This is a genomic window from Synechococcus sp. MW101C3 (assembly GCF_002252635.1).
Classification (GTDB): domain Bacteria; phylum Cyanobacteriota; class Cyanobacteriia; order PCC-6307; family Cyanobiaceae; genus MW101C3.
The window spans coordinates 401,988-425,262 of the sequence record NZ_NQKX01000001.1 but is presented as its reverse complement, the minus strand read 5'-3'; the positions used below and the strand labels follow the sequence as shown (position 1 = coordinate 425,262).

Here is a 23,275-nt window from a genome sequence, read left to right as displayed (position 1 = left end):
GGCTCAGGCCTCGGGGTCTGCCAGCCAGCGGCTCCAGCAGTCGCGATCGGCGCTGGAGCCCGCTCCCGCCACCATCCATACCGCCGTGCGGGCCCGGCTCACCGCCACGTACACCAGCTGCCGGCGCAGCTGCAGATCGGAGGGCCAGAACACATCGTCGGCGATGAACACCTCACCAAAGCTGCTGCCCTGGCTGCGGTGCACCGTGAGCACGGCCGCCGGCGCCAGGGAGGCGAAGGCATCCCGCACCAGGAAGTAGCGACGCCAGAGACCGCGGGCTTCCTTCTTGCCCAGCGCCCTGGCCTGCTGCCGCAGCTGCGCCAGCACCCCTTCCAGCTGCCGCCGGGCCGGGGAGCCCGCCGCCGGCAGCAACCGCAGCGACAGCTCCCCGTCGGGCTGCTGCACGGTCACCAGCTGGGTGTCGATCACCGGCGCGGTCAGCCCGTCGAACAGCTCCAGCACCTCCCGGCCTGCCAGGCCGAACTCCGCCAGATCGCAACGCTCGGGCTTCACGTCGCGCACCACCAGCTCCCGGTTCGACGCCAACACCATGTCCGGTTCCTCGCCCCCCTCCGCCCCCTCCCGGCAGGCGGGCGCCATCACCGCCATGCGCGTGATCAGCACTTCACCCGGCAACACCGGCAGCTGGTCGGCCATCTCGCCGTGGATGGCGCGCCGGGCGAGGGGCACCAGCTGCTCAAGGCTGCGGTTCGTGTAACAGAGGATGCGGGCCTGATCGGGGTTGTCCCCCTCGGCGGCGCGGCGCAGGGCCTGCTGAGCCGCCGCCAGCCAGGCGGAGCGCTCCAGCAGGGCCACCATGCCCTCCGGCTGCCGGATGGCCGGCAGCTGAGGCGGCAACCGGCAGGGCAGCCGCTGCTCCCGCAGGCCGGTGGCCAGGCGCAGCACCGGACCCTGGTGGCGCACCACCTGCTCGAGCCGGGCCAGCTCGGCCCGCTGCAGATCGAACACGGGGCTGAGCGGTTCCCCCACGGGCGGCAGCTGGGCGGGATCGCCCACGAACACCAGCCGGGTGCCGTAGGGATGGGCGCAGCGCAGGGCGATCTGCAGCAGGGTGCTGTCCACCATCGAGGCCTCATCGATCAGCACCAGGGCCAGCGGCTCCAAGGCCACCGCCGTCTGCTCGGTTTCCTCACAGATCTCGCGGCCGCCGTCACGGCGCAGCTTCAGGCGCAGCAGCCGGTGCAGGGTGGAGGGAAACCAGGTGGGCCGCAGGCCGCTGAGCTCGAGGTACTGGCGCAGCACGCCCACCGCTTTGTGGGTGGGAGCCACCACGGTCCAGCAGAGATCCCGACGCTCCACCTCCGCCAGAAAGGCCATCGAGAGGTACGTCTTGCCGGTTCCGGCGTAGCCGCTCAGCACGAAAGGCCGACCATCGGCAGGAGCGTCCAGCCAGGCCACGAAGGCCTTGACCGCCTGGCGCTGACCTGGCGTGAAGGCTTGGGCATCAGCGGAAGGAAGGCTCAAGCCAGCGGCAACCAGCCCCAGCTCTGGGCGATCTGCAGCGGCGAACCCGCCAGGGCCAGACCGGTGAGGGCGATGGCGGGGCCCATCAGGCTGCCGGCCAGCACCTCCAGGCGCGTGTGGCCCAGGTTTTCCTTCAGCGGCTTGGCTGGTGCGGCGTCCTGCCAAGTGGCAGGCGGCAGGGCATTGATCGCACCAGCCTGGAGCCCGGCGGCCCGGCGCACGCCGCTGGCGTCGTACATCACCACGAACGCCACGGTGGCGGCAAAGGCGAACAACGGATCATCGAAGCCCTGCTGCCAGCCGATGCCCGCCGCCGCGCCTGTGACCAGGGCGGCGTGACTGGACGGCATGCCGCCGGTTTCGAACAGCACCGCCGGGCGCCAGCGGCGGTGCTCCACCAGCTCGATGAGCAACTTCGAGCATTGCGCCAGACCGCAGGCGATCAGCGCCCAGGCCAGCACACCATTGCCAAGCAGTTGAAACAGGGGAGGGGTTCCGGAGGGGACAGCGATCATCGATCGCGGCTGGTGATGTAGTCGGCCAGGGCCACCAGCGGGCCGGCCTGGGCCAACCAGGGCTGAAGTGCCTCCTTGGACTCCCGCACCAGGACATCGGCACGGCGACGCGACTCCTCCAGCCCCAGCAGCTTCGGGTAGGTGGTCTTGTCGGCGGCCAGATCCTTGCCGGCCGTCTTGCCCAGCACGGCACTGCTGGCGGTGAGGTCCAGGATGTCGTCGATGATCTGGAAGGCCAGACCGATGCCGCGGGAATAGGTCCGCAGGGCGTCCAGCAGATCGTCCTCGGCGCCGGCGATCAGGGCGCCGGTTAGCACACTGGCCTGCAGCAGGGCGCCGGTTTTGTGCAGGTGGATGTATTCGAGCGTGTCGAGATCCACCTGGCGGCCCTCGGACTCCAGATCCACCACCTGGCCGCCCACCAGCCCGGGGGCGCCGGCCGCCAGCGACAGCTCACCCAGCACCCGCAGCAGCCGTTCGGGGGCCACGCCGGGGCTGCGCAGCGCCACCATCTCGAAGGCACGGGTCAGCAGGGCGTCGCCGGCAAGGATGGCATTGGCTTCTCCGAACACCTTGTGGTTGGTGGGGCGTCCGCGGCGCAGGTCGTCGTTGTCCATGGCGGGCAGGTCGTCATGGATCAGCGACATGGTGTGGATCATCTCCAGTGCCACCGCGGTGGGAAGCGCCAGGGCACTGGTGCCTCCCGCCAGTTCGCAGCTCGCTAGGCAGAGGATCGGCCGCAGCCGTTTGCCCCCCGCCAGCAGCGAGTAGCGCATCGCCTCCCGCAATGACTCGGGCCGCTCCGGGCCGAGGGCAGCATCGAGGGCCTGCTCCACGCGCTGGCGGGACGCCTCCAGGTAGGCCGCGAAATCGAAATCCGTGCTCACCGCCACGGCCATGGGTACCAGCGCACTGCGGCGGATTCTCTCAGGCCACGGCGCCGCTGAGCGCCTATGGCAACAGATCGGCGAGCGGATCTTCCGCCGGAGCTCCAGCCCCATCCACAGCGAGCGCTGGGGCGAAGGTCGCCCGCCAGCTGGCCACCGTGTTGACCAGGAGCATCGTCACGGTCATGGGCCCCACACCACCGGGCACCGGCGTGATCGCCGCCGCCAGCGGCTCCACCTCCTCAAAGCGCACATCGCCGCAGAGCCCGCCACGGCCGCCGGGCCCCTCAGCCGCTGACGGCGGCAGCCGGTGGATGCCCACATCCACCACCACCGCTCCGGGTTTCACGTGCTCGGCACCGATCAGCCGCGGCCGACCGGCCGCCACCACCAGCACATCCGCCTCGCGGCACAGCGCCGCCAGATCGCGGCTCCGCGAGTGAGCCACGGTGACCGTGGCATTGGCGGCCTGCAGCATCAGCGCCATCGGCTGGCCCACCAGGATGCTGCGCCCCACCACCACGGCGCGGGCCCCCTCCAACGGCACCTGGGCGCGCGCCAGCAGGGCCATCACGCCGGCGGGGGTACAGCTGCGCGGACCGGGTTCCCCCTTGAGCAGGCGACCCAGGTTGCAAGGGTGCAGGCCGTCGGCATCCTTGGCCGGGTCGATCGCATTGAGGAGCGGCCCCTCCGCCAGCCCCGGCGGCAGGGGCAACTGCAGCAGGATGCCGTCGACAGCGGGATCGGAATTAAGACGTTGAATTTCGGCGAGCACCGTGGCGGCGCTGCTGTCGGCAGGCAGGTGGGCGCCGTGGCTGGCGATGCCCACCCGGGCCGAGGCCTTCTCCTTGTTGGCCACATAGACGCCGCTGGCCGGATCATCACCGACACGCAGCACGGCCAGCCCCGGCGGCCTACCGGCCCGCTCCAGGCCCGCCGTCACCACCTGCTGCAGGCGCTGCTCCACGTCCTTCGCCAGTTGCCGCCCATCGAGGAGCTTCGCCATGCCCACCACAAACGGTTCAAGGCCCAGCATGCCGCCAGACCACGATTGACGTCCTCGCTAGCTTGACCACTTCGGAGGTGGAGAGTGTGCTGCTGCGTCGGCGCATCCAGAGGCTCTGGCAGCGATGGCTCCGGCAGGAATCGCCATGCCAGGCGCTCTGTCCATGGCGCCGACGCGACTGGCTGGCCGTGGCTCTGGTGTGCGTGCTGGTGGCGGGGGTGTCGAGCTGGCCCTGGCTGGTGGAACCGAGCCTGAGGCCGGGAATCCCGGCCCCGCAGAGCACCCGGGCACCGGAAGCCGCCACAGTCGTGGACAGCGACGCCCTGGAGCAGCGGCGTTTTCAGCTGGGCAGCCGCACCCACGTGCAGGTGGTGGATCCCCAGGCCGATCGGGAGCTGCAGCAGCGCCTGGAGCGGCAACTGCGGGAGCTGGAGTTGGTGGCGGCCTCCCCCCAGAACCGGGTGGGGCCGCTCAATCTGAACCCGGTGGAGCAGGCGTGGCTGATCAGCCTCACGCCGCAGCAACTGGCGCAATGGCAGCAGGCGCTGCGGCTGGCCCAGCGGCGCATGCTCAGCCAGGGCATCGTGAGCAGCATCGCCAAGAGCCAGCTACAGGCGGCCGCCGCCCTGCAGCTGGCGCCGCTGGCGGAGCCGGGCCTGGGCCTGGGCAGCCGGCTGCTGGCGGTGAACCTGCAGGGCCGCACCAACCTGCGCACCGATGCCGGCCTCACCCAGGGCTTGATCGAGGAACTGCTCACCCAGCAGGGCATTCCGCGCATCACCGTGGAAAAAGGAGAACTGATCACCCGCCAGGGGGAACCGATCAGCCCGCAGGCCTACGACGTGCTCGATTACTTCGGCATGGTGAACCGGAGGCCCCTGCTACGGGCCTGGCTGGGCCATGCCTTCGAAGCCTTCGCCGGCAGTGCGGTGATGGTGCTGCTGCTGCGGCGCTGGCGCGCGAGCCTGGAGCCCCGCCATGCGCTGCTGGCCCTGGGGACCCTGCTGGTGGTGCAGGGCTGCAAATTGTGGCTCGGCAACACCGCCAGCCCGCTGGCGCTGCTGGTGCCCCCCACCCTGCTGCTGGCCCAGGCTCTGGGCACTGGCGCTGGCCTGGCCTGGCTGGCGGTGGCCAGCCTGCTGTGGCCCCAACCCCTCGATGGCTTCAACGAGCAGCGCCTGCTGGTGGCCGCCCTGGTGGCAGTGGTGGCGGCGGTGCTGGCAGGCCGGCAGCGCAGCCGCGCCCAGCTGGTGCAGCTGGCGCTTGTGCTGCCGGTTGGGGCCCTGGCCCTGCAATGGCTGGTGCTGCAGGTGTCGTATCGGTTGCCCAACAGCGCACGGGTGACGCCCAGCGGCGCAGAGCTGGTGGGAGAGGCGCTGCTGATGGGTGGCCTGCTGATGGGCGGCCTGCTGCTGGGACCGCTCGTCGAGAGTTTCTTCGGGCTGCTCACGCGCGCGCGGCTGCTGGAGCTGGCCGACCTGGAGCGCCCCCTGTTGCGGCGGCTGTCGATGGAAGCGCCGGGCACCTTCGAGCACACCTTGATGATCTGCGGGCTGGCCGAGGAGGGCGCCCGGGCGATCCAGGCGGACGTCGACATGATCCGCACCGGCGCCCTGTATCACGACGTCGGCAAGTTGCACGCGCCGCAATGGTTCATCGAAAACCAATCGGAGGGTGCCAACCCTCACGAAACCCTCAACGACCCCTTCGCCAGCGCCGCGATCCTGCAGGCTCACGTGGACGAGGGGCTCAAGCTGGCCCGCAAATACCGCCTGCCGCGGCCGCTGGCCGATTTCATCCCCGAGCACCAGGGGACTCTGAGAATGGGCTACTTCTTCCATCAAGCCCGGGAGCAGGATCCCGATGTGCCCGAGCAGCGCTTCCGCTACCGCGGGCCCACGCCCCAGAGCCGCGAAACGGGAATCCTGATGCTGGCCGATGGTTGCGAGGCCGCGCTGCGCTCGCTGCCGCCCGGCACCTCGGAGCAGGAGGCCTGCGCCATGGTGCGCCGGATCATCGAAGCGCGCCTCAGCGATGGCCAGCTCAAGGACAGCGGCCTGAGTCGGGGCGAACTGGAACTGGTGATCAGGGCGTTCGTGCGGGTGTGGAAGCGGATGCGTCATCGGCGGATCCCTTACCCGATCCCCGCCCGGAAGGCCTACAGCGCCTGAGCCCCTGCAGCTTGCGCTCAAGCACCACCGAGGCCGGCAGCAGGGTGATGGCGTTGGCGGCGATCAGGGGCCCGTCGCGGGTGATCAGGCCATAGAGCAGCCAGCAGCAGATGCCTGCGGTGAACAGCGTGTACATGCGCAGGGAGATGCCACTGGTGTCGCCACTGCGCAGGGTTTTGATCGCCTGGGGGAAAAAGCTCAAGGTGGTGAGCGCCGCCGCGCCATACCCCAGCAAGGTGGTGGAGGTGGCAGTCATCGGGCCGGGCGCGTTGACCTCAGCATGGCGGAGGCGCCGCAGGGTGGGAGGAGCGATAGGGTCCCCCGAGACAGGTCTTGTGATGGCTCCTCTTCCAGCGCAACTTCTGGCGGGAGCCTCTGCCAACGGCAAGCTCGGCGTGATGGTGTGCGGCCATGGCAGCCGCAACCGTCTGGCCGTCGAGGAATTCGCCCAGCTTGCGATCGGGCTGCAACAACGCCTGCCCCATCTGCCGGTGGCCTACGGCTACCTGGAATTCGCCCGGCCAATCCTGCGCGACGGCCTCGATCAGCTGCGCCAGCAGGGCGTGGAGCATGTGCTGGCCGTGCCGGGAATGCTGTTCGCCGCCGGCCACGCCAAGAACGACATTCCCTCGGTTCTGAACACCTATGCGGCCGAATCCGGTCTGCGCATTGATTACGGCCGCGAGCTGGGTGTCGACCGCAAGATGATCGAGGCGGCGGGTGCCCGCATCCGTGGCGCGCTGCAGGAGGCGGATGCCGCCGCTGCTGCCGCCGGTGAGCCAGCGGTGCCGCTGCACGACACCCTCTTGGTGGTGGTGGGACGCGGCTCTTCCGATCCCGATGCCAACTCCAACGTCAGCAAGGTGACCCGCATGCTGGTGGAGGGGTTCGGGTTCGGCTGGGGCGAAACGCTCTACTCCGGTGTCACGTTTCCGCTGGTGGAACCGGGGCTGCGCCATGTGGTGAAGCTGGGCTTTCGCCGCATCGTGGTGTTCCCCTACTTTCTTTTTTCCGGCGTACTGGTGAGCCGCATCCGGCTGCACAGTGAGCGTGTGGCGGCAGATCATCCCGCCGTGGACTTCGTGCAGGCTCCTTATCTCGGTGACCATCCACTGGTGATCGACACCTTCCATGAACGTGTGGAAGAAGTGGTGCGCGGGGACACCCAGATGAACTGTTCGCTCTGTAAGTACCGGGCGCAGGTGCTGGGCTTCGAAGCGGAGGTGGGTGATCCGCAGCGGAGTCACCACCACCATGTCGAGGGGTTGATCGAATCCTGCACATTGTGCGAACGCGAATGCACCGGCGCCTGCCAGCCCGATGGGGTGCCGATTCCCCTGGGCAGCGGGCAGGGCCACAGCCATAGCTACAGCCACAGCCAAGGAGAAGGACCCGCAGAGGCCCCCGGGCCGGCCCACAGCCACGTGCACGGCCCGGAGCAGACGGAGCATGGCCCCGTCCACGACCACGCGCATCACCAGGGTCAGCCCCACGACCACAGCCACACCCGTTACCCCCACGCTGACCACCCGCTCGGGCCTCGCAGCCTGACGACAGCACCCCCAGCCAAGGGAGACCCAGCCGTCTCGCCGACCCCCGGGACTCAAGAGATCCACGGGGCATAAGCCCTACTGATGTGTCACCGATTTCCCCAGGCACCCATGGTTTTCCCCAGAACGGGAGGGGTTTTTCCACAGGCGAGATCGGAGAATGGCCTTTCAAGCCCTTGAATCTGGGGATTACGCGGGTTTCCAGGCAGCCTTCTTGACAAACGTTCTCAGTGGCATCACCCGCCAGACCGATTGCCGATGGCCAGCGACGAAGAGGCACCGCAGCTGACTTTCTCAAGGCGAGCCGGCATGGGTTTCACCCAGGCCCCCCGCTTTGACGGGCCTGCCGTCGCTGTGGCTATCTGGGCAGGACCAGGGAGCCACGGCATTGAGCGACGCGCTGAACAGGACCACAGGCCAAGGACGCAACGGCATGCGCAGCAGCGAGGCCGCCAGTGGCTCAGGACGGAGTGAGGCCTATCCAGGCGAAGCCGGGGTGGCTGCAGAAAGCCGCGTGAGTCTTGAGGCGGAGATCCCTGAGCTGCTGTTCGACGGCATGCGCGACTTCATCCGCAGCCATCCCCACTGGGACCAGTACCAGCTGGTCAGTTCAGCCCTGGCCAGCTTCCTGTTCCAGAACGGCTGCACCGACGGCTGCGTCACCCAGCATTACCTCAACGGTCTGTTCATGCGCAACCAGCCGCCCGAAGGCCGCCTCGTCTGACAGCAGCTTGCCCGGAGTCCAGCGGGCCTGACGCGAGATCAGCCGTCATCGCCCGAGACCAGCAGCCATGGCCGATGGGCGCCAGTGAAGCCGGAGACAGGCACGCGTGAATGGAGACAGGCCGCCCATGCTGAAGAACGGCCTGTAAAGCTCGCGCTCCTGATCCACCCAAGGTCCTCCTCGCAGCCGCTTCGGCTGTTGATCCACGCGCCTTCTGATCCACGCGTCGTTTATTGCACGCGCGATTCAGCCACTCGGTGGTTCCGTGAGCACGTGTCCTCCAGGCCCATTGCTCTGAACAACGCCAGCGAGCACGCAAGCTGCAAGCACGTGGGCGCCAAGCAACGCACCATCAAGTCCTGCACGATGGCTGGCTGCCGATTCACAGGCCGCTGATCACTGGATCCCACCTTGATGGTTTCACTGGATCTCACCTTGCTGTTCCAGCCGTTGTCGTTCCCAAGCCGCTGTCTCGCGCGTTGCTGTCTCGAATCCTGCTGACTCGAAGGTTGCTGCGTCACACGTTGCTGACTCGCAGTGGCTGCTCAAGCTGCTGATTGGCAGGTTGCAGCTTTACGCGTCGCGGCTTCACTCGGTAAGGGTTTGTCGGCCACCGAACAGCAAACAACCGGGTGAAGGAGAGGTCCTGCGCAGCGGAACACCACCAAATCACAGGCCCGTCGCCTGTGGCGCCAGCAATAAAAAAGCGGAAACCCTAAGGCCCCCGCTTTGGAATCTCCCTTGCCCGACCCGGTTAAAGGTCGCCTGCAAATTGTGCAGGAGGGTCCAGATCGCTTTTGTGGTCGTTGACACCGCCCGCGTGGTCCGGTCAGGACGCGCTCACAGCCTCATCGATCGCGCCAATGCGCAACCTGTGGGCGGCATGGGCGCAGGCCCGCCAGGTGATTGCCATCTCCGTGAGGGTGGGGCTCTGCCAGCCGGCACTGGGCCAGCAGGCCCCATCGGTGACCAGCAGATTGGGGGCCTGCCAGCAGCGGTTTAAGGGGTCCACCACCCCGTGGTCAGGGCCGGCCGCCATGCGGGCTCCGCCCAGTTCATGGATGAAGTAGCCCGGCGGCGCCGCCTCCGTTGACAACGCCACCCCAAGGCGCAGCAGCGGCTCGGCCAGCGGAATCAGGAACAGATCCTCCAGCGGCCGCATGCACCCACCGGCGGCAGCCACCACTGCCGTCATACGCGCCTGCATGTGGGCCACCATCTGCGTTTCGTTCTCGCCCCAATGCACGTCGATGTGGGGGGCCGGCAGGCCCCAGGCATCGGTGGCAGTGGCTGAAAGGGTGAGCCGGTTGTGGGCCTGGGGCAGCACTTCCCCCTGGCCGATCAGGAAGCCCACCGCCTCCCGCTGGCGCCGCTTGAACGGAGCCGGCGGATCGAAGCGCTGCACGCCGGCCCAGATGCCGTAGCCGCGGCGGAAGGGCAGAGGCTGGTCATCGGCGCCCAGGTTCACGGTGTTGGGGATGAAGGCACTGCCCGCCCCCGACAGTTCGCTGGGGCCGGTCGGGGCCGGCTGATCGGGCAACGCGAAGAACCGGCAGCTGGAGATGTGATCCATCAGGTGGCACCCGAGGCTGCCGGAGGGGTCCGCCAGCCCATTGGGCTGATGCGCCTCTGTGGAGTGGAGCAGGATCCGCACCGATTCCAGCGTGGAGGCGCAGAGCACCACCAGCTGGGCCTGCACCCGCTGCCGCGCACCGCTGGCCCGCTCCACGTACACCACCGCTTCGGCGCGGCGGCGGGTGCGATCAAACTCCACATGGCTCACCACCGCCCCCGGACGCAGCGTCACCCGGCCCGTGGCCAGAGCCTGGGCCAGCGCCCCTCCCTGGGAGCAGGAGCGGGGCCAGGGGCCGCTGCCGGGGCGGTGCAACGCGAAGCCACGGGAGTGGATCAGCGGCAGATTCAGCTCCCGGGCGATCGCCTGCTGAAGGTGGCGCTCCGCTGGCGTGAACGGCAGCGGCGGCTGAAACTCCCCATCCGGCAGCTGGGGCAGGCCATCGCAGTGGCCGTGCACGCCGTGGAAGCGCTCGAGTCGGGCGTAGTAAGGGGCCAGGTCGGCGTGGGAAAGCGGCCAGGACGGACCGTGGCCATCCCGCTCGCCCGCCTTGAACTCGTGGTCGGAGAGGCGCAGGGTGATGCCGCCCCAGGTGAGACTCTTGCCGCCCACCTGACGCCCCCGGCTCCAGAGGAAGGGGCGGTCGGGAGGCGTGCTGTAAGGGTTCTCTCGCTCATCCACATACAGCTCCGGGTTGGCCTTCCAGTAGCCCGGATGCTGCACCTGCCGCCACTGCCGGCCGCTGCTGATGTTGGCCACCCGCCTGAGGCTGTTCAGGGGCTCGCTGCCGAAAGCCTGGCGGGCGCTGAGCGCGGGGCCGGCGTCCAGCACCAGCACCCGCAGGCCAGCGCTCGCCAGCACCATGGCGGCAACTCCGCCGGTGGCGCCGGACCCCACCACCACCGCATCAAACAGGGGTCCGGGATCAGCGAGAGGCATCGGCTGGCCAGCAACGGGCGTGGCGTGGCGACCTTAGGCGGCGACAGCCGGGCGTCGAACCAGCGACGCAGGGCCCGGCCTCTGCCCAGACAGCTGCCCATAAAAAAACCGGCTGCAGATCCGCAACCGGGGGATGAAAAGTGGTGGCGGGGAGGAGATTTGAACTCCTGACCTTCGGGTTATGAGCCCGACGAGCTACCAGACTGCTCTACCCCGCGTCGCCTCAGACACACTACAAGCCGGGGGTGCCTTCCGGCAATGGGCGGGGCCCTGGGCGCCGGCTTCAGCGCGCCATGGCGTCAAAGCGCAGCTCGCCGCTCACCTCCAGCCGCAGGCCAAGGCCTGGCGCGAGGAACTGATCCTCGAGCTCTTCGAGGGTGAGCGCCGTGAGCCAGTCGAGCTGCCGCAGCAGGTGCAGCGTCACCGCGTGCTTGGCACGGCTGGCGCCGTCCTCCACCTTGATCGCCACTCCCAGCCCCTCGCCCATGCGGGCCAGGCACTGGATCCCTTCGGCGCCCCCCTTGCTCAGCACCAGGCCATGACCCCGCCGCATCAGCTCGGTGTCGAAGCGTCCCTCGCCAGCCACCAGTTCCGGGTGGGCCAGCATCGCCCGACTCAGCCGCTCCAGATCGGGCTGCTCCGAACCGCCCAGGTGGGCGAACAGCAGCGCCATCTGGGCCAGCTGGATCTGCACGGTGGGAGCGCCGCAGTCGTCGCGCGCCGTGAGCAGCTCCGCTCCGGGCAGGCCCAGCAGTTCCCCCACCCCCTTGAACACCTGCTGCTGCAGCGGGTGGTCGGGCTGGAGGTAGGTGTCCAGTGCCCAGTTCATGCGGCGGCAGGTGGCAAGAAACGCGGCGTGCTTGCCCGAACAGTTGTGCTGCAGCGGGCTGGCGTCGGGCTGCGGCGGCGGGCACTGCAGCCGTTCGGCTTCCAGATCGGCGCTCCAGAGGATCTTGAACGCTTCGCGGGCATGGGCCGGCGTGCCGGCATGGGATGCACAGGCGATCGCCAGGCTGCGGCTGTCGGCACCGGCCAGGTCGGCGGCACCGCTGCTCACATAGGCCTGGGCCTGGAAGGGCTTCAGCGCCGAGCGCATGAAGCTGAGCTGCTGGGGATCACCGGCGCGCATCAACACCCGCCCGCGCTTGTCGCAGACGACGGCGTGAACGCGGTGCACCGACTCGGTGATACCGGCGCGCAGCAGCCGCACCTCCAGGGGGGGCACGCCGGGACGCTGGGAGGAGCCGAAACTGGAGGACAGGGACATCGCAGAGGGTTCGGCGCCCCGGAAACGACCGGGGCCAGGATTCAAAGAGCCTGGCAGAGCCCGGCTCCACCCAGCAGCAGTGCAGCGGCCAGGAGCAGGCCCTGGCGGAGACGCTCCAGCACCGGACGCACTTCATGGCGGGCCACCAGCAGGTCCTGCTGGCGCCAGGAGAGGGGCTTCTCCCACACCTGGCCGTCGTACCAGCCGGATTCCTCGTATTCCACCCGCTCGGAGGTGAGGCGCCGGCTCACATAGCTCCAGCCCAGCCACTGGCGGATCAGCAGCAGCAGCGAGGGCAGCACTGCCGCCACCGCCGCCGCCAGCACCAACCGCAACGGCGCGTGGCGCAGGGGCCAGCTGCCGTAGGCGATCAGCAGACACAGCGGCAGTGCAAGCAGCCAGCTGATCGCCAGGGGCTTGAGCAACTGCCGTGAGCTCTGCACCGGCCAGGCGAAGAACCAGGAGGCGAGCAGCTGGCGGTATTCCTCCAGGGGCTGCTGTTCGACGGGCACCGGACAGGTCGAGAGGGGGGAGACCTGAGCCATGGAAGACGCCGGACGGTCAGAGGGAAACAGACTCCTCGGAGCCTAGGAAAGGCACCTGCTCGCCGTGTCCCCAGAAGGCTTCCAGGTCGTAGTAGCGCCGTTCGCTGGGGGTGAGCACATGCACGATCAGCTCGCCGTAATCGAGCAGCACCCAGCGCCCTTCGTTCTGGCCCTCCTTGCGCAGGGGCAGCCGGCCCGCATCAGTGAGCAGGCGGTCTTCGACCGAACGGGCGATGGCCCGCACCTGCACATCGGAGAGGCCCGAGCAGATCACGAACCAATCGGCCAGGGAGGACACCTCATCGACCCGGATCAGACGGATGTCCACGGCCTTGCGGTCGTCGCAGGCCTCGGCGGCAAGCCTGGTGAGGCGATCACTATCCATAGACGTTCTCGCTGGTGACGGACTGGCGGCTGCCTTGTTGCTGGGCCATCTCGGCACGAGCGGTGGCCGCACTCTTGCGCAGGGCCTCCAGGCGGTCTTCGTAGAAGGCGCGTTTCTTCTTCTTGCGGGTCTGCTCGACCAGTTCCTTCAAGGCGCCACCCAAACTCTTGTAGGCATTGGGCAGGGTGTAGCCGAAGCGGGTGGCCAGGGCAATGGCCCGCTCATCGGCGGCGATCGCATCCTGCAAACGTTTCTCTGAGTTGTTCTTGAGGTAGAGCCGGTAGCCGGCGAAGCCCGACAACCCCAGCGCCATCATCAGCAGCAGGCCGTCCTGCACCCATAGCTCGCCGATGGCGCCGCCAAGGCCGATGGCCAAGGCCGCCATCTCCCAGCCGTCGCGGGGCACCGCATCGTTCTGGATGCGGCCCACCTCATGCCAGAAGAGCAGGTTGCGGTGGTCGAGGGCCAGCTGATCCCAGGCTTCGAGATCCACCTGGATCTCCACCTCATCACGGCCGATCTCCTCGATCGTGACCAGGGGCGGGTCGGCGGAGGCGGCGGCTTCCACGAACACCCAGCTCTGCATCTCCGGAGGAAGCAGCCCCTTGAGGCGCTGGAGTTCGCTCATCGAACCGGCAATGGATAGGAAACCGCCACGTTAGCGAGGACACACGCCCCGGAGGCCAGCCAGCGGGCAGTGGGCGTGAGAGGCTGAGGCCGTTTGGCTTCGAACACCGCCCATGCCCCGCCGCACGGATCTGCGCCGCATCCTGCTGCTGGGCTCCGGACCGATCGTGATCGGCCAGGCCTGCGAATTCGATTACTCAGGCACCCAGGCCTGCAAGGCCCTACGGGCCGAGGGTTTCGAGGTGGTGCTGATCAATTCGAATCCGGCCTCGATCATGACCGATCCGGAAATGGCGGATCGCACCTATATCGAGCCGCTCACCCCTGAAGTGGTGGCGCGGGTGATCGCCATCGAGCGCCCGGATGCCCTGCTGCCCACCATGGGCGGTCAGACCGCTCTCAACCTGGCGGTGGCCCTGGCGGAAGACGGCACGCTCGAGCGCTACGGCGTCGAGCTGATCGGCGCCAACCTGGCCTCGATCAAGAAAGCGGAAGACCGCCTCCTGTTCAAACAGGCGATGGAACGGATCGGCGTGGCGGTGTGTCCATCCGGCATCGCCAGTTCGCTCGCCGAGGCCGAACGGGTGGGAGAGGAGGTGGGCGGGTATCCGCGCATCATCCGGCCCGCCTTCACCCTCGGCGGCTCCGGCGGCGGCATCGCCTACAACCCCGAGGAGTTCCGGGCCTTCTGCAAGAGCGGTCTGGAGGCCAGTCCCGTCTCCCAGATCCTGATCGAGCAGTCGCTGATCGGCTGGAAGGAGTTCGAGCTGGAGGTCATGCGCGACCTGGCCGACAACGTGGTGATCATCTGCAGCATCGAGAACCTCGATCCGATGGGGGTGCACACGGGCGACTCGATCACCGTGGCCCCTGCCCAAACCCTCACCGACCGCGAGTACCAGCGCCTGCGCGACCAGTCGATCGCGATCATCCGCGAGATCGGCGTGGAAACCGGCGGCAGCAACATCCAGTTCGCGATCAACCCCGCCAATGGCGAGGTGGTGGTGATTGAGATGAACCCGCGCGTGAGCCGCAGCTCGGCCCTCGCCTCCAAGGCCACCGGCTTTCCGATCGCCAAGATCGCCGCCCGGCTGGCGGTGGGCTACACCCTCGACGAAATCCTCAACGACATCACCGGAGCGACGCCGGCCTGCTTCGAGCCCACGATCGACTACGTGGTCACCAAGATTCCCCGCTTCGCCTTCGAGAAGTTCCGCGGCAGCCCGGCGGTGCTCACCACCTCGATGAAATCGGTGGGCGAAGCCATGGCGATCGGCCGCTGCTTCGAGGAATCGTTCCAGAAGGCCCTGCGCTCGCTGGAAACCGGCCACGCCGGCTGGGGCGGCGACCGACCCGATGCCGAGGTGGAGCCCAGCGACCTGGAACGCCAGCTGCGTACCCCCGCGCCTGAGCGGATCTTTGCGGTGCGTGCCGCCATGGTGGCCGGCCGCAGCGACACCGACATCCACGCGCTCAGTGCGATCGACCCCTGGTTCCTGGCCAAGCTGCGCGGCATCTTCAACGCCGAGCAGGCCCTGCTGCAGGGGCGTGCGCTCAACGACCTGACCAGCGACACATTGCTGGCGCTCAAACAGCTGGGCTTCTCCGATCGCCAGATCGCCTGGGCCACCGGCAGCGACGAACTCAGCGTGCGCCGCCATCGCCAGGCCCTGGGGATCAATGCCGTGTTCAAGACCGTGGACACCTGCGCGGCGGAATTCGCCTCCACCACGCCGTACCACTACGCCACCTACGAGCGGCCGCTGGAGCAGTTGAACGCGGACGGCAGCCTGGCGCCACTGCCGCCGCAGGACGAGGTGCAACCCGAAAGTCGCCGCAAGGTGATGATCCTGGGCGGTGGGCCGAACCGCATCGGGCAGGGCATCGAGTTCGACTACTGCTGCTGCCACGCCTCCTTCGCCCTGCAGGAGGAAGGCCTGGCCACGGTGATGGTCAACAGCAACCCGGAAACGGTCTCCACCGACTACGACACCTCCGACCGCCTCTACTTCGAGCCGCTCACGCTCGAAGACGTGCTGAACGTGATCGAGGCCGAGAAGCCCGCCGGGGTGATCGTGCAGTTCGGCGGCCAGACGCCCCTGAAGCTGGCGCTGCCACTGCTGCGCTGGCTGTCCACGCCGGAGGGCATGGCCATCGGCACCCGCCTCTGGGGCACGTCACCGGAATCGATCGACAGCGCCGAAGACCGCGAGCAGTTCGAGGCGATCCTGCGGCGGCTCGACATCCGCCAGCCGCGCAACGGCCTGGCCCGCAGCGAGACGGAGGCCCGTGCCGTCGCCGCCCGGGTGGGCTATCCCGTGGTGGTGCGGCCCAGCTACGTGCTCGGCGGCCGGGCGATGGAGGTGGTGTTCGACGAAGAAGAACTCAACCGCTACATGGTGGAGGCGGTGCAGGTGGAGCCCGACCATCCAGTGCTGATCGACCAGTACCTGGAAGACGCGATCGAGGTGGATGTTGATGCCCTGGCCGATCGCGAGGGCCGGGTGGTGATCGGCGGGCTGATGGAGCACATCGAGCCGGCCGGCATCCACTCCGGTGATTCGGCCTGCTGCCTGCCGGCAGTGTCGCTCTCGCCCGCCGCGCTGGCCACGATCCGCCAGTGGACCGAAGCGCTGGCCCTGGCTCTTGATGTGTGCGGCCTGATCAACCTGCAGTTCGCCGTGCAGCGGGAGCAGGTGTTCATCATCGAAGCCAACCCGCGTGCCTCCCGCACGGTGCCGTTCGTGGCCAAGGCCACCGGCGTGCCCCTGGCCAAGATCGCCAGCCGCCTGATGGCGGGGCGCACGCTGGCGGAGCTGGGCCTCACCGCCGAACCTCAGCCGCCGCTGCAGAACGTCAAGGAGGCGGTGCTGCCCTTCAAGCGCTTCCCCGGTGCGGACACCCTGCTGGGACCGGAGATGCGCTCCACGGGAGAGGTCATGGGCAGCGGCGCCGATTTCGGCATGGCCTACGCCAAGGCGGAACTGGCCGCCGGCGAAGCATTGCCCACCGCAGGCATGGTGTTCCTCTCCACCCACGACCGCGACAAGGCGGCGCTGGTGCCGGTGGCCCGCAACCTGGCCGCGCTGGGCTTCCGGCTGATCGCCACCACCGGCACAGCCTCGCTGCTGCGCGCCCACGGCCTGGAGGTGGAGGCCATCCTCAAGGTGCATGAAGGCCGCCCGAACGTGGAGGACGCCATCCGCTCGGACCGCATCCAGCTGATCATCAACACCCCGATCGGCCGGCAGGCCGCCCACGACGACAAGTACCTGCGCCGCGCCGCCCTCGACTACGCGGTGCCCACGGTCACCACCCTGGCGGGAGCGCGCGCGGCGGTGGAGGCGATCACCACCCTGCAGAGCCAGGAGCTCACCGTGGCCGCCCTGCAGGACATCCACACCCCGGCCGGCCGCTGATCGCTACGGTGAAGGGCCCCTGCCCGAAACCATTGACCACCACCGCTCCCCCCAGCTCCGTCGTGGCTCCCGGCACCGACATCACCGACCTGTTCCGCGCCGCCTACGAGAACCGCTACACCTGGGAACCCGGCTTCGCCGGTTACCAGGGCCGCTGCGTGTGGGAGCAGGGCGACCGTCGGGTGGAAGGCCGCTTCGTGGTGGGCGCTGACCTCAAGGCCAGCGTGGAGGGGATCGACGACGCCGAAATCAACAAGGCCGTGGCCTCCCAGCTCTGGGAGGTGTGCATCCACCGGGTGCGCCGCACCTTCGAGCAAACCCACAGCGCCAACACCTTCACCGCCGGCGACACCGATGCGGTGGGCCTGGAGGTGATCGTGGGCGGCAAGGGCAGCGGCGACCGCTACCGCATCAAGGACAACGTGGTGACGATGGTGCACCGCCACATCCACGGCACGGTGGTGACGATCTTCACGCTGGAAACCACCGACACGGGCGCCGGCTACCTGAGCCGCCGCTACAGCAGCGCCTACAGCGACCCTGCCACCGGCGTCGCCCGTGGTGGCACCAGCCACTTCACCGACACCTTCGTGCCCCTGGCCGGCATCGGCCCCTGGGTGCTGAGCGAGCGCGTGATCGCCAGCGACGCAGGGAGCGGCGCCTCAGCAGCAGAGGGTGAGGCGGGCGAGCAACGCTTCCGCTTTGAAGACCTGCAGCCGGTCTGATACCAGCCGTTCTGATCGCAGCCGCAAACCCCGGCCCGTCTGCAGCCACGGGCCGGGGGGCGACGCTCGGGGTTAGGGACTCCAGGTACTGGAGCCCACTGCGCTCAAAAGGGCTCCGGCAGGGGCGGGACGGTTTTGAGGCGCTCGTTGAGCTGATGGGCCATCGACTGGCGCCCCACCGCCAGCACCTTCAGGGTGTCTTCGTGCAGGCGGAGCTGGTTGTCGGCCACCTGCATGCCGCGCACCAGTTCCTTGAGGTCGTCGGGCAGCGTGTTCAGGTCGTAGCGCTTGCCCTCGAAGGTGAGCACGGGTGGGTTGGAAGCGGCGTCTGTCAAAGCCAGCACAAAGTGGATCGCTCATTTTAGGCCGGCTGGCGCCGCCGTTTGAAGAAGAACATCAGCAGGGGCCCCACCTGCGAGGCTTCCACCATCTCCCACCCTTCCGCGCCCAGCAAATTGAGGAAGAACTGCAGCTGCCCAGCCGGATGGCGCGGCGGCGGCGGGGCGCCGTAGAACTCCGGAAACTCGCTGGCGATGAATTCGGGGCTCAAGGCACCTCGCAGCCGCTCACTGGCGGCTTCCGCGCTGGGGGGTTCGGGAGGGGTGCCACTCTCCAGGTTGATGTGGATGACCCGGTATTCCCACAGAGGCAGATCGGTCATGGCCGGCGGTGCGAAGGGGGAGCGAGCGGCGTGGGGAGAAGAGCCGGGTGGGAGCCAGACCAGCAGAAAGCGGGAAGGGAGGCCAGCCAAGCGGCAGGCCGGGCTTGAGCCCGGCGATCCGGGACCTGCTCAGTCCGCCACGCGGATCAGCTGACGCTGGCACAGCTCGCGGTAACGCCCGCCCCGGGCCATCAACTGATCATGGCTGCCCGACTCGACGATGCTGCCGGACTCGAGCACCAGGATCTGATCGGCCTCCTGCACTGTTGCCAGGCGGTGGGCGATCACCAGCACGGTGCGGCCGGCCATCGCCTGGCGCAGGCCCTGCTGCACCGCCTCCTCTGCCTCCGCATCCAGGGCACTGGTGGCTTCATCGAGAAGCAACACCGCCGGATCGCCAAGCACCGCCCGGGCGATGGCCAGGCGCTGCAGCTGACCACCGGAGAAATTGCTGCCCCGCTCCTCGATACGGGCGTCGTAGCCGCCCGGCAGAGCTTCGATGAAACCGGCCGCGTTGGCCAGTGCGGCAGCCTGATGCACCTGTGCATCGGAGGCGACACGTCCGAAGCGGATCGCCTCGGCCACCGTGCCGGAGAACACGCTGCTCTGCTGGGGCACCAGGGCCACGGCACGGCGCAGGTCGCCGGAGCGCAGCCGGGCCAGATCCTGGCCGTCCAGCAGCACCCTGCCCCGCTGGGCGGTGTTGAAGCGCAGCAGTAATGAAAAGAGCGTGCTCTTGCCCGCGCCGGACGGTCCCACCAGCGCCACCAGCTGCCCGGGCTCAGCACAAAGCTCAAGGCCCTGGAGCACAGGGCGCTCGGGGTCGTAGCCGAACCAGACGCCCTCCAGACGCACCTCCCCACGCACGGGGCCCAGGGGCAGGGCGCTTGCATCGTCGGGAGGTTCAATCGGCTCCTGCTCGATCGCCCGCAGCCGCTTGAGCGAGGCCTGGCCCTGCTGGAGTTCGTTGTAGTTGGTCGTGAGGTGGGAGATCGGATCGATCAGCATCAGCAGGGCTGCCACATAGCTGCTGAAACCCTGGCTGGTGAGGCCGCCCGCCTGAATCCGCGAAGCGCCGATCAGCAGCACCGAAAGGATCCCGGCCGCTTCGATGAAGCCCACCACCGGATGCTGGAGCGCCAGCAGTCGCATGGTGCGGTAGCGGGCGCGGCGGTGCAGGTCGATCTCCTGCTCGAAGCGCTGCTGCAACCAGGTCTCGGCGGCGAAGGCGCGCACCAGCGGCAGGCCTCCGATCGCTTCTCCCAGCAGGCCGGCCAGTTCGCTCACCTGCTTCTGGCTGCGTTCGGCCGCCCCCATCACCTTGGCTCCGAAGGCGCTCACGAGCACGGCCACCAGCGGCGCCAGCAACAGGGTGGCGAGCGACAACTTCCAATCGAGGAAGACCATGTAGCCGAACACCACGATCAGCTGCAGCAGGCTGGGGGTGGTGTCCTGAATCGTCTTGTAGATCACCTCCGCCACCCGGTCGGCGTCTTCGGTGAGGCGGTAGGTGAGATCGCCGGCGGAGAGCTTCTCCAGGGAGGCGAATTCCAGGCGCTGCAGGCGCGCGAACAGCTGGCTGCGCAGCGCCTGGCCTACCTGCAGGGCCGGAGAGGCCAGCAGGGTGTCCTGGCCGAACTGGGCCAGCTTCTGCACCAGAAACACCAGCAGGGCCAGGCCGATCGCCCGCAGCACCGCCGGGAAATCACCGGCGCCGATAGAGGGGATCAGCTGACCGGCCAGCCAGGCGAGCAGGGGCCAGCAGGCCACGAAGATCACCATGCAGACCCCGCCGGCGATCAGATTGCGGCGATGGGGCCCGAGCAGCGGCAGCAGCCCGCGAAAACCGGCCGGTGGGGGTGCGAGCATCGGCGAACCTTATCAGCGCCCTTTCGGCGCCTCCCTGGGTGCGGCTTGACCAGTTCCTCAAATGGCAGGGCGTGATGGCCACAGGTGGCGAGGCCAAGCTGCGGGTGCAGAACGGTGAGGTGCGCGTGAACGGCGCTATCGAGCTGCGCCGCGGCCGCCAGCTGGTGGCGGGCGACCGGGTGGAGTGGCAGGGCATTGCGTTGGAGGTACCCCCCTCGGCCTAGGTTGTTGGGCACCTCAGCGAGAGAAGGCGGTGCGCAAGGCGGTGATTGCAGGCAACTGGAAAATGCACATGACCTGCGCAGAGGCGCGGGCCTACGCCGGAAGCTTCGTGCCATTGATGGCCGATCTTCCTGAGGATCGGGTGGTGGTGCTGGCGCCGCCCTTCACCGCCATCGCCGCGCTGAGCGAAGCCCTGGCAGGGAGCGACATCAAGCTCTCCAGCCAGAACGTCCATTGGGACAACGGCGGCGCCTACACAGGCTCCATCTCGGCAGACATGCTCAAGGAGCACGGGGTTTCGTACGCGATCGTGGGCCACAGCGAGCCCCGCAAGTACCACTCCGAGAGCGATGAGCAGATCAATCGCCGCGCCCTCAGCGCCCAGGCGGCCGACCTGATTCCGATCGTGTGTGTGGGTGAAACCGACAGCCAGCGCAGCGCTCGCGAGACCGAGCGGGTGATCCGCCGCCAGGTGGAGCAGAGCCTGGAGGATCTTGATCCCAGCCGAATGGTCGTGGCCTATGAGCCGATCTGGGCAATCGGCACCGGCAAGACCTGCGACGCCGCTGAGGCCAACCGTATTTGTGGCCTGATCCGCAGCTGGGTGGGTTATCCGGATGTGGTGATTCAGTACGGCGGCTCGGTGAAAGCCGACAACATCGACCAACTGATGGCTCAGAGCGACATTGACGGTGTGCTGGTGGGGGGCGCTTCGCTCGACCCGATCAGCTTTGCCCGCATCGCCCAGTACCGCGTGCCGGTCACCATCTGAGCCCTGGCCTGGAGCATCGGAGCGGGCCGATCCGGATGGATGCGCCGCACTCGGCCAGATCGAGTTGCGGCGACAGTTGCCGGCGGAACAGCCATAGAAGTGCAAGCCATCGCGGCCCAGGCCTCGGATGTTCAAGCCATGGCTCAGCAAGCCACGGCTGGTTATGGGAATCCGCTCGCCATCGTGCAGGCTTGAATTCCGGGAGCGGCAACGCGCAATCTGGCGCTGATCAGCTGGACATAAGAATCAGGTGCTGGGAGCGGGGGAGCCGCTGGTGCCCAACGAGCCGTTGTTTGGCAGGTCGCCGTATTCACGTTTCAGCAGCACGTAGAGGTAATCGGGCGACTTATAGCGGGAGGGGTAGCAGTGAAAGATGGTTTCGAGGCGATCCCAGCAGACGGTTCGTTGGATCTTGACGAGGGATTTTCCCTCTCTTACCAGGATGCGGAGGGCCTTGCAATAGAGATGATAATTCGCTTCGAGTTCGCCAACGGTGAGATTGGCCGCGCGCGCTTCGGTCATGTGGTGAACTCCTGGGGATTCACGCCAACTGGCGTGGATGAGAAAAAAGACTTACCGCCTGCCATCCGTAGCGTTGTGGCTGGATGGCCTCTCCACTAACCGCTCTCAACCACGTGGCCATCCCTCATGAAAAACTCAGGCGGGGAACACTCCTTGCGGAGGCCATACCACAAGGGCCGTAGGGGCATTGTCCTCAGCGGCATTGTGCTCCGCAGGCCACTGTGTTCATTCAACCCTGCCATGGGCCCGGGGCATGTTTGTGGCGGACATGGAGGGAAAGAAACGCCAACATCAATGCAATGGCTGAAGCGAACGTTCTGCTCCCTGCACGACCCTACGGCGACCCACGCACCACTGCGGTCGCCAGGGAGGCCCGACATCAAGCTTCATGCTCTACATCACGACATATGAAGCAGGCCAGCAGAAATACTCATGCAAACCCACGACCCACAACGGTGGAACCCACAACCCACAGACATGGAGCTCATGACTCCGGCAGCAACCGCGCAGGCTCGCTACACAGAATTCACATGGAAACAGCGGCCTTTCCTACAACCAGTGGCATGAATGACAACGCGATGAGCACTCTTTCCTTCCCCTTGCATCCGGATGAATGGCGGCGCATCCGTGAGGCTCTCCGCTACCAGGCCCGCGACCTGCACCATCGCTCCTACGCGGTGGATGCCGTGCGTCGGGAGTTGCTGTGGGAGGAGATGGATCGCTGCCTGCAGCTCGCCGATCGGATCGAGGTCTTGCTGGCGGAGCCGGAACCATGAGCCCGCCTGAGCCGCCGCAGGGTGCCCTTGCCTGGGACCATCGCTACCGGGAGGGAACCGATGCCTGGGAGCTGGGTCAGCCGGCGCCACCGCTGCAGGCGTTTCTTCAGCACCACGCGCTGGCTCCAGAAGCTCCGGGGAGGGTGCTGGTGCCGGGCTGTGGGCGCGGCCACGAGGCGGCCCTGCTCGCTGCCTCCGGCTTTGCCGCGGTTGGCCTCGATTTCAGCGCAGCGGCGCTGGCAGAGGCCGAGCGGCTGCACGGCAGCAGCACCGCGCTGCAATGGCTGCAGGCCGACCTGTTCGATCCTCCGGCGCTTGCCGCTGCAGGGCTCACGGCCGGCAGCCTTGAAGGGGTGCTGGAGCACACCTGCTTCTGCGCCATTGATCCTTCACAGCGGAGCACCTACCTCACCACGGTGCGGGAGTTGCTGGCTCCCGGCGGCTGGCTGCTGGGTCTGTTCTGGTGTCACCCGCGCCCGGGCGGGCCGCCCTACGGCGCCGAGGCCAGCGCCCTGGCTCGGCAGGTTGAGCAGGCAGGCTTCACCAAGGCCTGCTGGGAAGCGGCTGTGGGCTCCGCCAGTGGCCGCAACGGGCAACCACGCGATCATGAGTGGCTGGGCTTGTGGCGGCGGTGA

23 protein-coding genes and 1 tRNA gene are annotated in these 23,275 nt (G+C 68.0%); 9 read left to right on the top strand and 15 right to left on the bottom strand.

Annotation, left to right across the window (positions count from 1 at the left end; translation table 11 throughout):
* Positions 1-3: 3 nt before the first annotated feature.
* The 4 genes from CJZ80_RS02130 to folD are packed head-to-tail and all read right to left on the bottom strand — an operon-like array spanning position 4 to position 3,893.
* The gene (locus CJZ80_RS02130; RefSeq protein ID WP_094510390.1) at positions 4-1,485 is read right to left on the bottom strand and encodes an AAA family ATPase; all 1,482 of its coding nucleotides are present in this window, start codon (positions 1,483-1,485) and stop codon (positions 4-6) included.
* Positions 1,482-2,000 carry a divergent PAP2 family protein gene (locus tag CJZ80_RS02125; protein WP_094510389.1) on the bottom strand — a complete coding sequence of 173 codons (519 nt, stop codon included), beginning with the start codon at positions 1,998-2,000 and terminating at the stop codon, positions 1,482-1,484. Before CJZ80_RS02125 ends, CJZ80_RS02130 begins: the two co-directional genes overlap by 4 nt.
* The gene (gene crtE / locus CJZ80_RS02120) at positions 1,997-2,899 is read right to left on the bottom strand and encodes a geranylgeranyl diphosphate synthase CrtE (RefSeq protein ID WP_198948200.1); all 903 of its coding nucleotides are present in this window, start codon (positions 2,897-2,899) and stop codon (positions 1,997-1,999) included. Before crtE ends, CJZ80_RS02125 begins: the two co-directional genes overlap by 4 nt.
* Positions 2,900-2,951: 52 nt before the next feature.
* The gene (gene folD / locus CJZ80_RS02115; protein WP_094510471.1) at positions 2,952-3,893 is read right to left on the bottom strand and encodes a bifunctional methylenetetrahydrofolate dehydrogenase/methenyltetrahydrofolate cyclohydrolase FolD; all 942 of its coding nucleotides are present in this window, start codon (positions 3,891-3,893) and stop codon (positions 2,952-2,954) included.
* A 62-nt stretch (positions 3,894-3,955) separates the two neighbouring features.
* Here folD and CJZ80_RS02110 point away from each other — a divergent pair, with 62 nt between their 5' ends.
* Positions 3,956-6,064 (top strand): HDIG domain-containing metalloprotein, encoded by a 2,109-nt coding sequence (locus tag CJZ80_RS02110; RefSeq protein ID WP_233132725.1) that lies wholly within the window; start codon positions 3,956-3,958, stop codon positions 6,062-6,064.
* On the opposite strand, the gene CJZ80_RS02105 is transcribed toward CJZ80_RS02110, so the two are convergent.
* Positions 5,979-6,320 (bottom strand): SemiSWEET family sugar transporter, encoded by a 342-nt coding sequence (locus tag CJZ80_RS02105; RefSeq protein WP_094510388.1) that lies wholly within the window; start codon positions 6,318-6,320, stop codon positions 5,979-5,981. The genes CJZ80_RS02110 and CJZ80_RS02105 overlap by 86 nt on opposite strands.
* Positions 6,321-6,402: 82 nt before the next feature.
* Here CJZ80_RS02105 and CJZ80_RS02100 point away from each other — a divergent pair, with 82 nt between their 5' ends.
* Together CJZ80_RS02100 and CJZ80_RS02095 are read left to right on the top strand one after the other, a co-directional pair.
* A complete protein-coding gene (locus CJZ80_RS02100; RefSeq protein WP_094510387.1) occupies positions 6,403-7,689 on the top strand; it encodes a CbiX/SirB N-terminal domain-containing protein in 1,287 nt (428 codons plus the stop codon).
* A 358-nt stretch (positions 7,690-8,047) separates the two neighbouring features.
* Entirely contained in the window at positions 8,048-8,338 is a 291-nt protein-coding gene (locus CJZ80_RS02095; protein WP_094510386.1) for a DUF2811 domain-containing protein, read from the top strand.
* 829 nt (positions 8,339-9,167) lie between these two features.
* Here CJZ80_RS02095 and CJZ80_RS02090 read toward each other — a convergent pair.
* From CJZ80_RS02090 to CJZ80_RS02065, 6 genes are all read right to left on the bottom strand, one after another.
* Positions 9,168-10,850 carry a GMC oxidoreductase gene (locus CJZ80_RS02090; protein WP_094510385.1) on the bottom strand — a complete coding sequence of 561 codons (1,683 nt, stop codon included), beginning with the start codon at positions 10,848-10,850 and terminating at the stop codon, positions 9,168-9,170.
* Positions 10,851-10,991: 141 nt separating this feature from the next.
* Positions 10,992-11,068 (bottom strand) — tRNA-Met (locus CJZ80_RS02085).
* 65 nt (positions 11,069-11,133) lie between these two features.
* The gene (locus tag CJZ80_RS02080; RefSeq protein WP_094510384.1) at positions 11,134-12,117 is read right to left on the bottom strand and encodes an asparaginase; all 984 of its coding nucleotides are present in this window, start codon (positions 12,115-12,117) and stop codon (positions 11,134-11,136) included.
* A 41-nt stretch (positions 12,118-12,158) separates the two neighbouring features.
* On the bottom strand, positions 12,159-12,662 hold the full coding sequence (locus CJZ80_RS02075; protein WP_094510383.1) for a CGLD27 family protein: 504 nt from the start codon (positions 12,660-12,662) through the stop codon (positions 12,159-12,161).
* A 16-nt stretch (positions 12,663-12,678) separates the two neighbouring features.
* Positions 12,679-13,047, bottom strand: coding sequence for a ribosome silencing factor (gene rsfS / locus CJZ80_RS02070; protein ID WP_094510382.1), 369 nt, complete (start codon positions 13,045-13,047; stop codon positions 12,679-12,681).
* Complete coding sequence (locus tag CJZ80_RS02065) at positions 13,040-13,675, bottom strand: DUF3318 domain-containing protein (protein WP_094510381.1); 636 nt, start codon at positions 13,673-13,675, stop codon at positions 13,040-13,042. Before CJZ80_RS02065 ends, rsfS begins: the two co-directional genes overlap by 8 nt.
* 112 nt (positions 13,676-13,787) lie before the next feature.
* Here CJZ80_RS02065 and carB point away from each other — a divergent pair, with 112 nt between their 5' ends.
* Together carB and CJZ80_RS02055 are read left to right on the top strand one after the other, a co-directional pair.
* Positions 13,788-17,093, top strand: coding sequence for a carbamoyl-phosphate synthase large subunit (gene carB, locus CJZ80_RS02060; RefSeq protein WP_094510380.1), 3,306 nt, complete (start codon positions 13,788-13,790; stop codon positions 17,091-17,093).
* A 32-nt stretch (positions 17,094-17,125) separates the two neighbouring features.
* Complete coding sequence (locus CJZ80_RS02055; protein ID WP_094510379.1) at positions 17,126-17,818, top strand: DUF3386 domain-containing protein; 693 nt, start codon at positions 17,126-17,128, stop codon at positions 17,816-17,818.
* A gap of 104 nt (positions 17,819-17,922) precedes the next feature.
* Here the strand turns inward: CJZ80_RS02055 and CJZ80_RS02050 are convergent, their stop codons facing one another.
* From CJZ80_RS02050 to CJZ80_RS02040, 3 genes are all read right to left on the bottom strand, one after another.
* Complete coding sequence (locus CJZ80_RS02050; protein WP_094510378.1) at positions 17,923-18,153, bottom strand: DUF6447 family protein; 231 nt, start codon at positions 18,151-18,153, stop codon at positions 17,923-17,925.
* A 26-nt stretch (positions 18,154-18,179) separates the two neighbouring features.
* Positions 18,180-18,479 carry a hypothetical protein gene (locus CJZ80_RS02045; RefSeq protein WP_094510377.1) on the bottom strand — a complete coding sequence of 100 codons (300 nt, stop codon included), beginning with the start codon at positions 18,477-18,479 and terminating at the stop codon, positions 18,180-18,182.
* A 129-nt stretch (positions 18,480-18,608) separates the two neighbouring features.
* Positions 18,609-20,348 (bottom strand): ABC transporter ATP-binding protein, encoded by a 1,740-nt coding sequence (locus CJZ80_RS02040; RefSeq protein WP_094510376.1) that lies wholly within the window; start codon positions 20,346-20,348, stop codon positions 18,609-18,611.
* A 38-nt stretch (positions 20,349-20,386) separates the two neighbouring features.
* Between CJZ80_RS02040 and CJZ80_RS02035 the strand changes: the two genes are divergently transcribed.
* Entirely contained in the window at positions 20,387-20,572 is a 186-nt protein-coding gene (locus CJZ80_RS02035) for an RNA-binding S4 domain-containing protein (RefSeq protein WP_094510375.1), read from the top strand.
* 29 nt (positions 20,573-20,601) lie between these two features.
* Positions 20,602-21,342 carry a triose-phosphate isomerase gene (gene tpiA, locus CJZ80_RS02030; protein ID WP_094510374.1) on the top strand — a complete coding sequence of 247 codons (741 nt, stop codon included), beginning with the start codon at positions 20,602-20,604 and terminating at the stop codon, positions 21,340-21,342.
* A 246-nt stretch (positions 21,343-21,588) separates the two neighbouring features.
* Here tpiA and CJZ80_RS02025 read toward each other — a convergent pair whose 3' ends face one another.
* Positions 21,589-21,864, bottom strand: a complete 276-nt coding sequence (locus CJZ80_RS02025) for a DUF3136 domain-containing protein (protein ID WP_094510373.1) — start codon at positions 21,862-21,864, stop codon at positions 21,589-21,591.
* Between the two features lie 578 nt (positions 21,865-22,442).
* Between CJZ80_RS02025 and CJZ80_RS02020 the strand changes: the two genes are divergently transcribed.
* Positions 22,443-22,640, top strand: a complete 198-nt coding sequence (locus CJZ80_RS02020; RefSeq protein ID WP_144036871.1) for a hypothetical protein — start codon at positions 22,443-22,445, stop codon at positions 22,638-22,640.
* Positions 22,637-23,275 (top strand): methyltransferase domain-containing protein, encoded by a 639-nt coding sequence (locus tag CJZ80_RS02015; RefSeq protein WP_094510371.1) that lies wholly within the window; start codon positions 22,637-22,639, stop codon positions 23,273-23,275. The genes CJZ80_RS02020 and CJZ80_RS02015 overlap by 4 nt, the downstream gene beginning before the upstream one ends.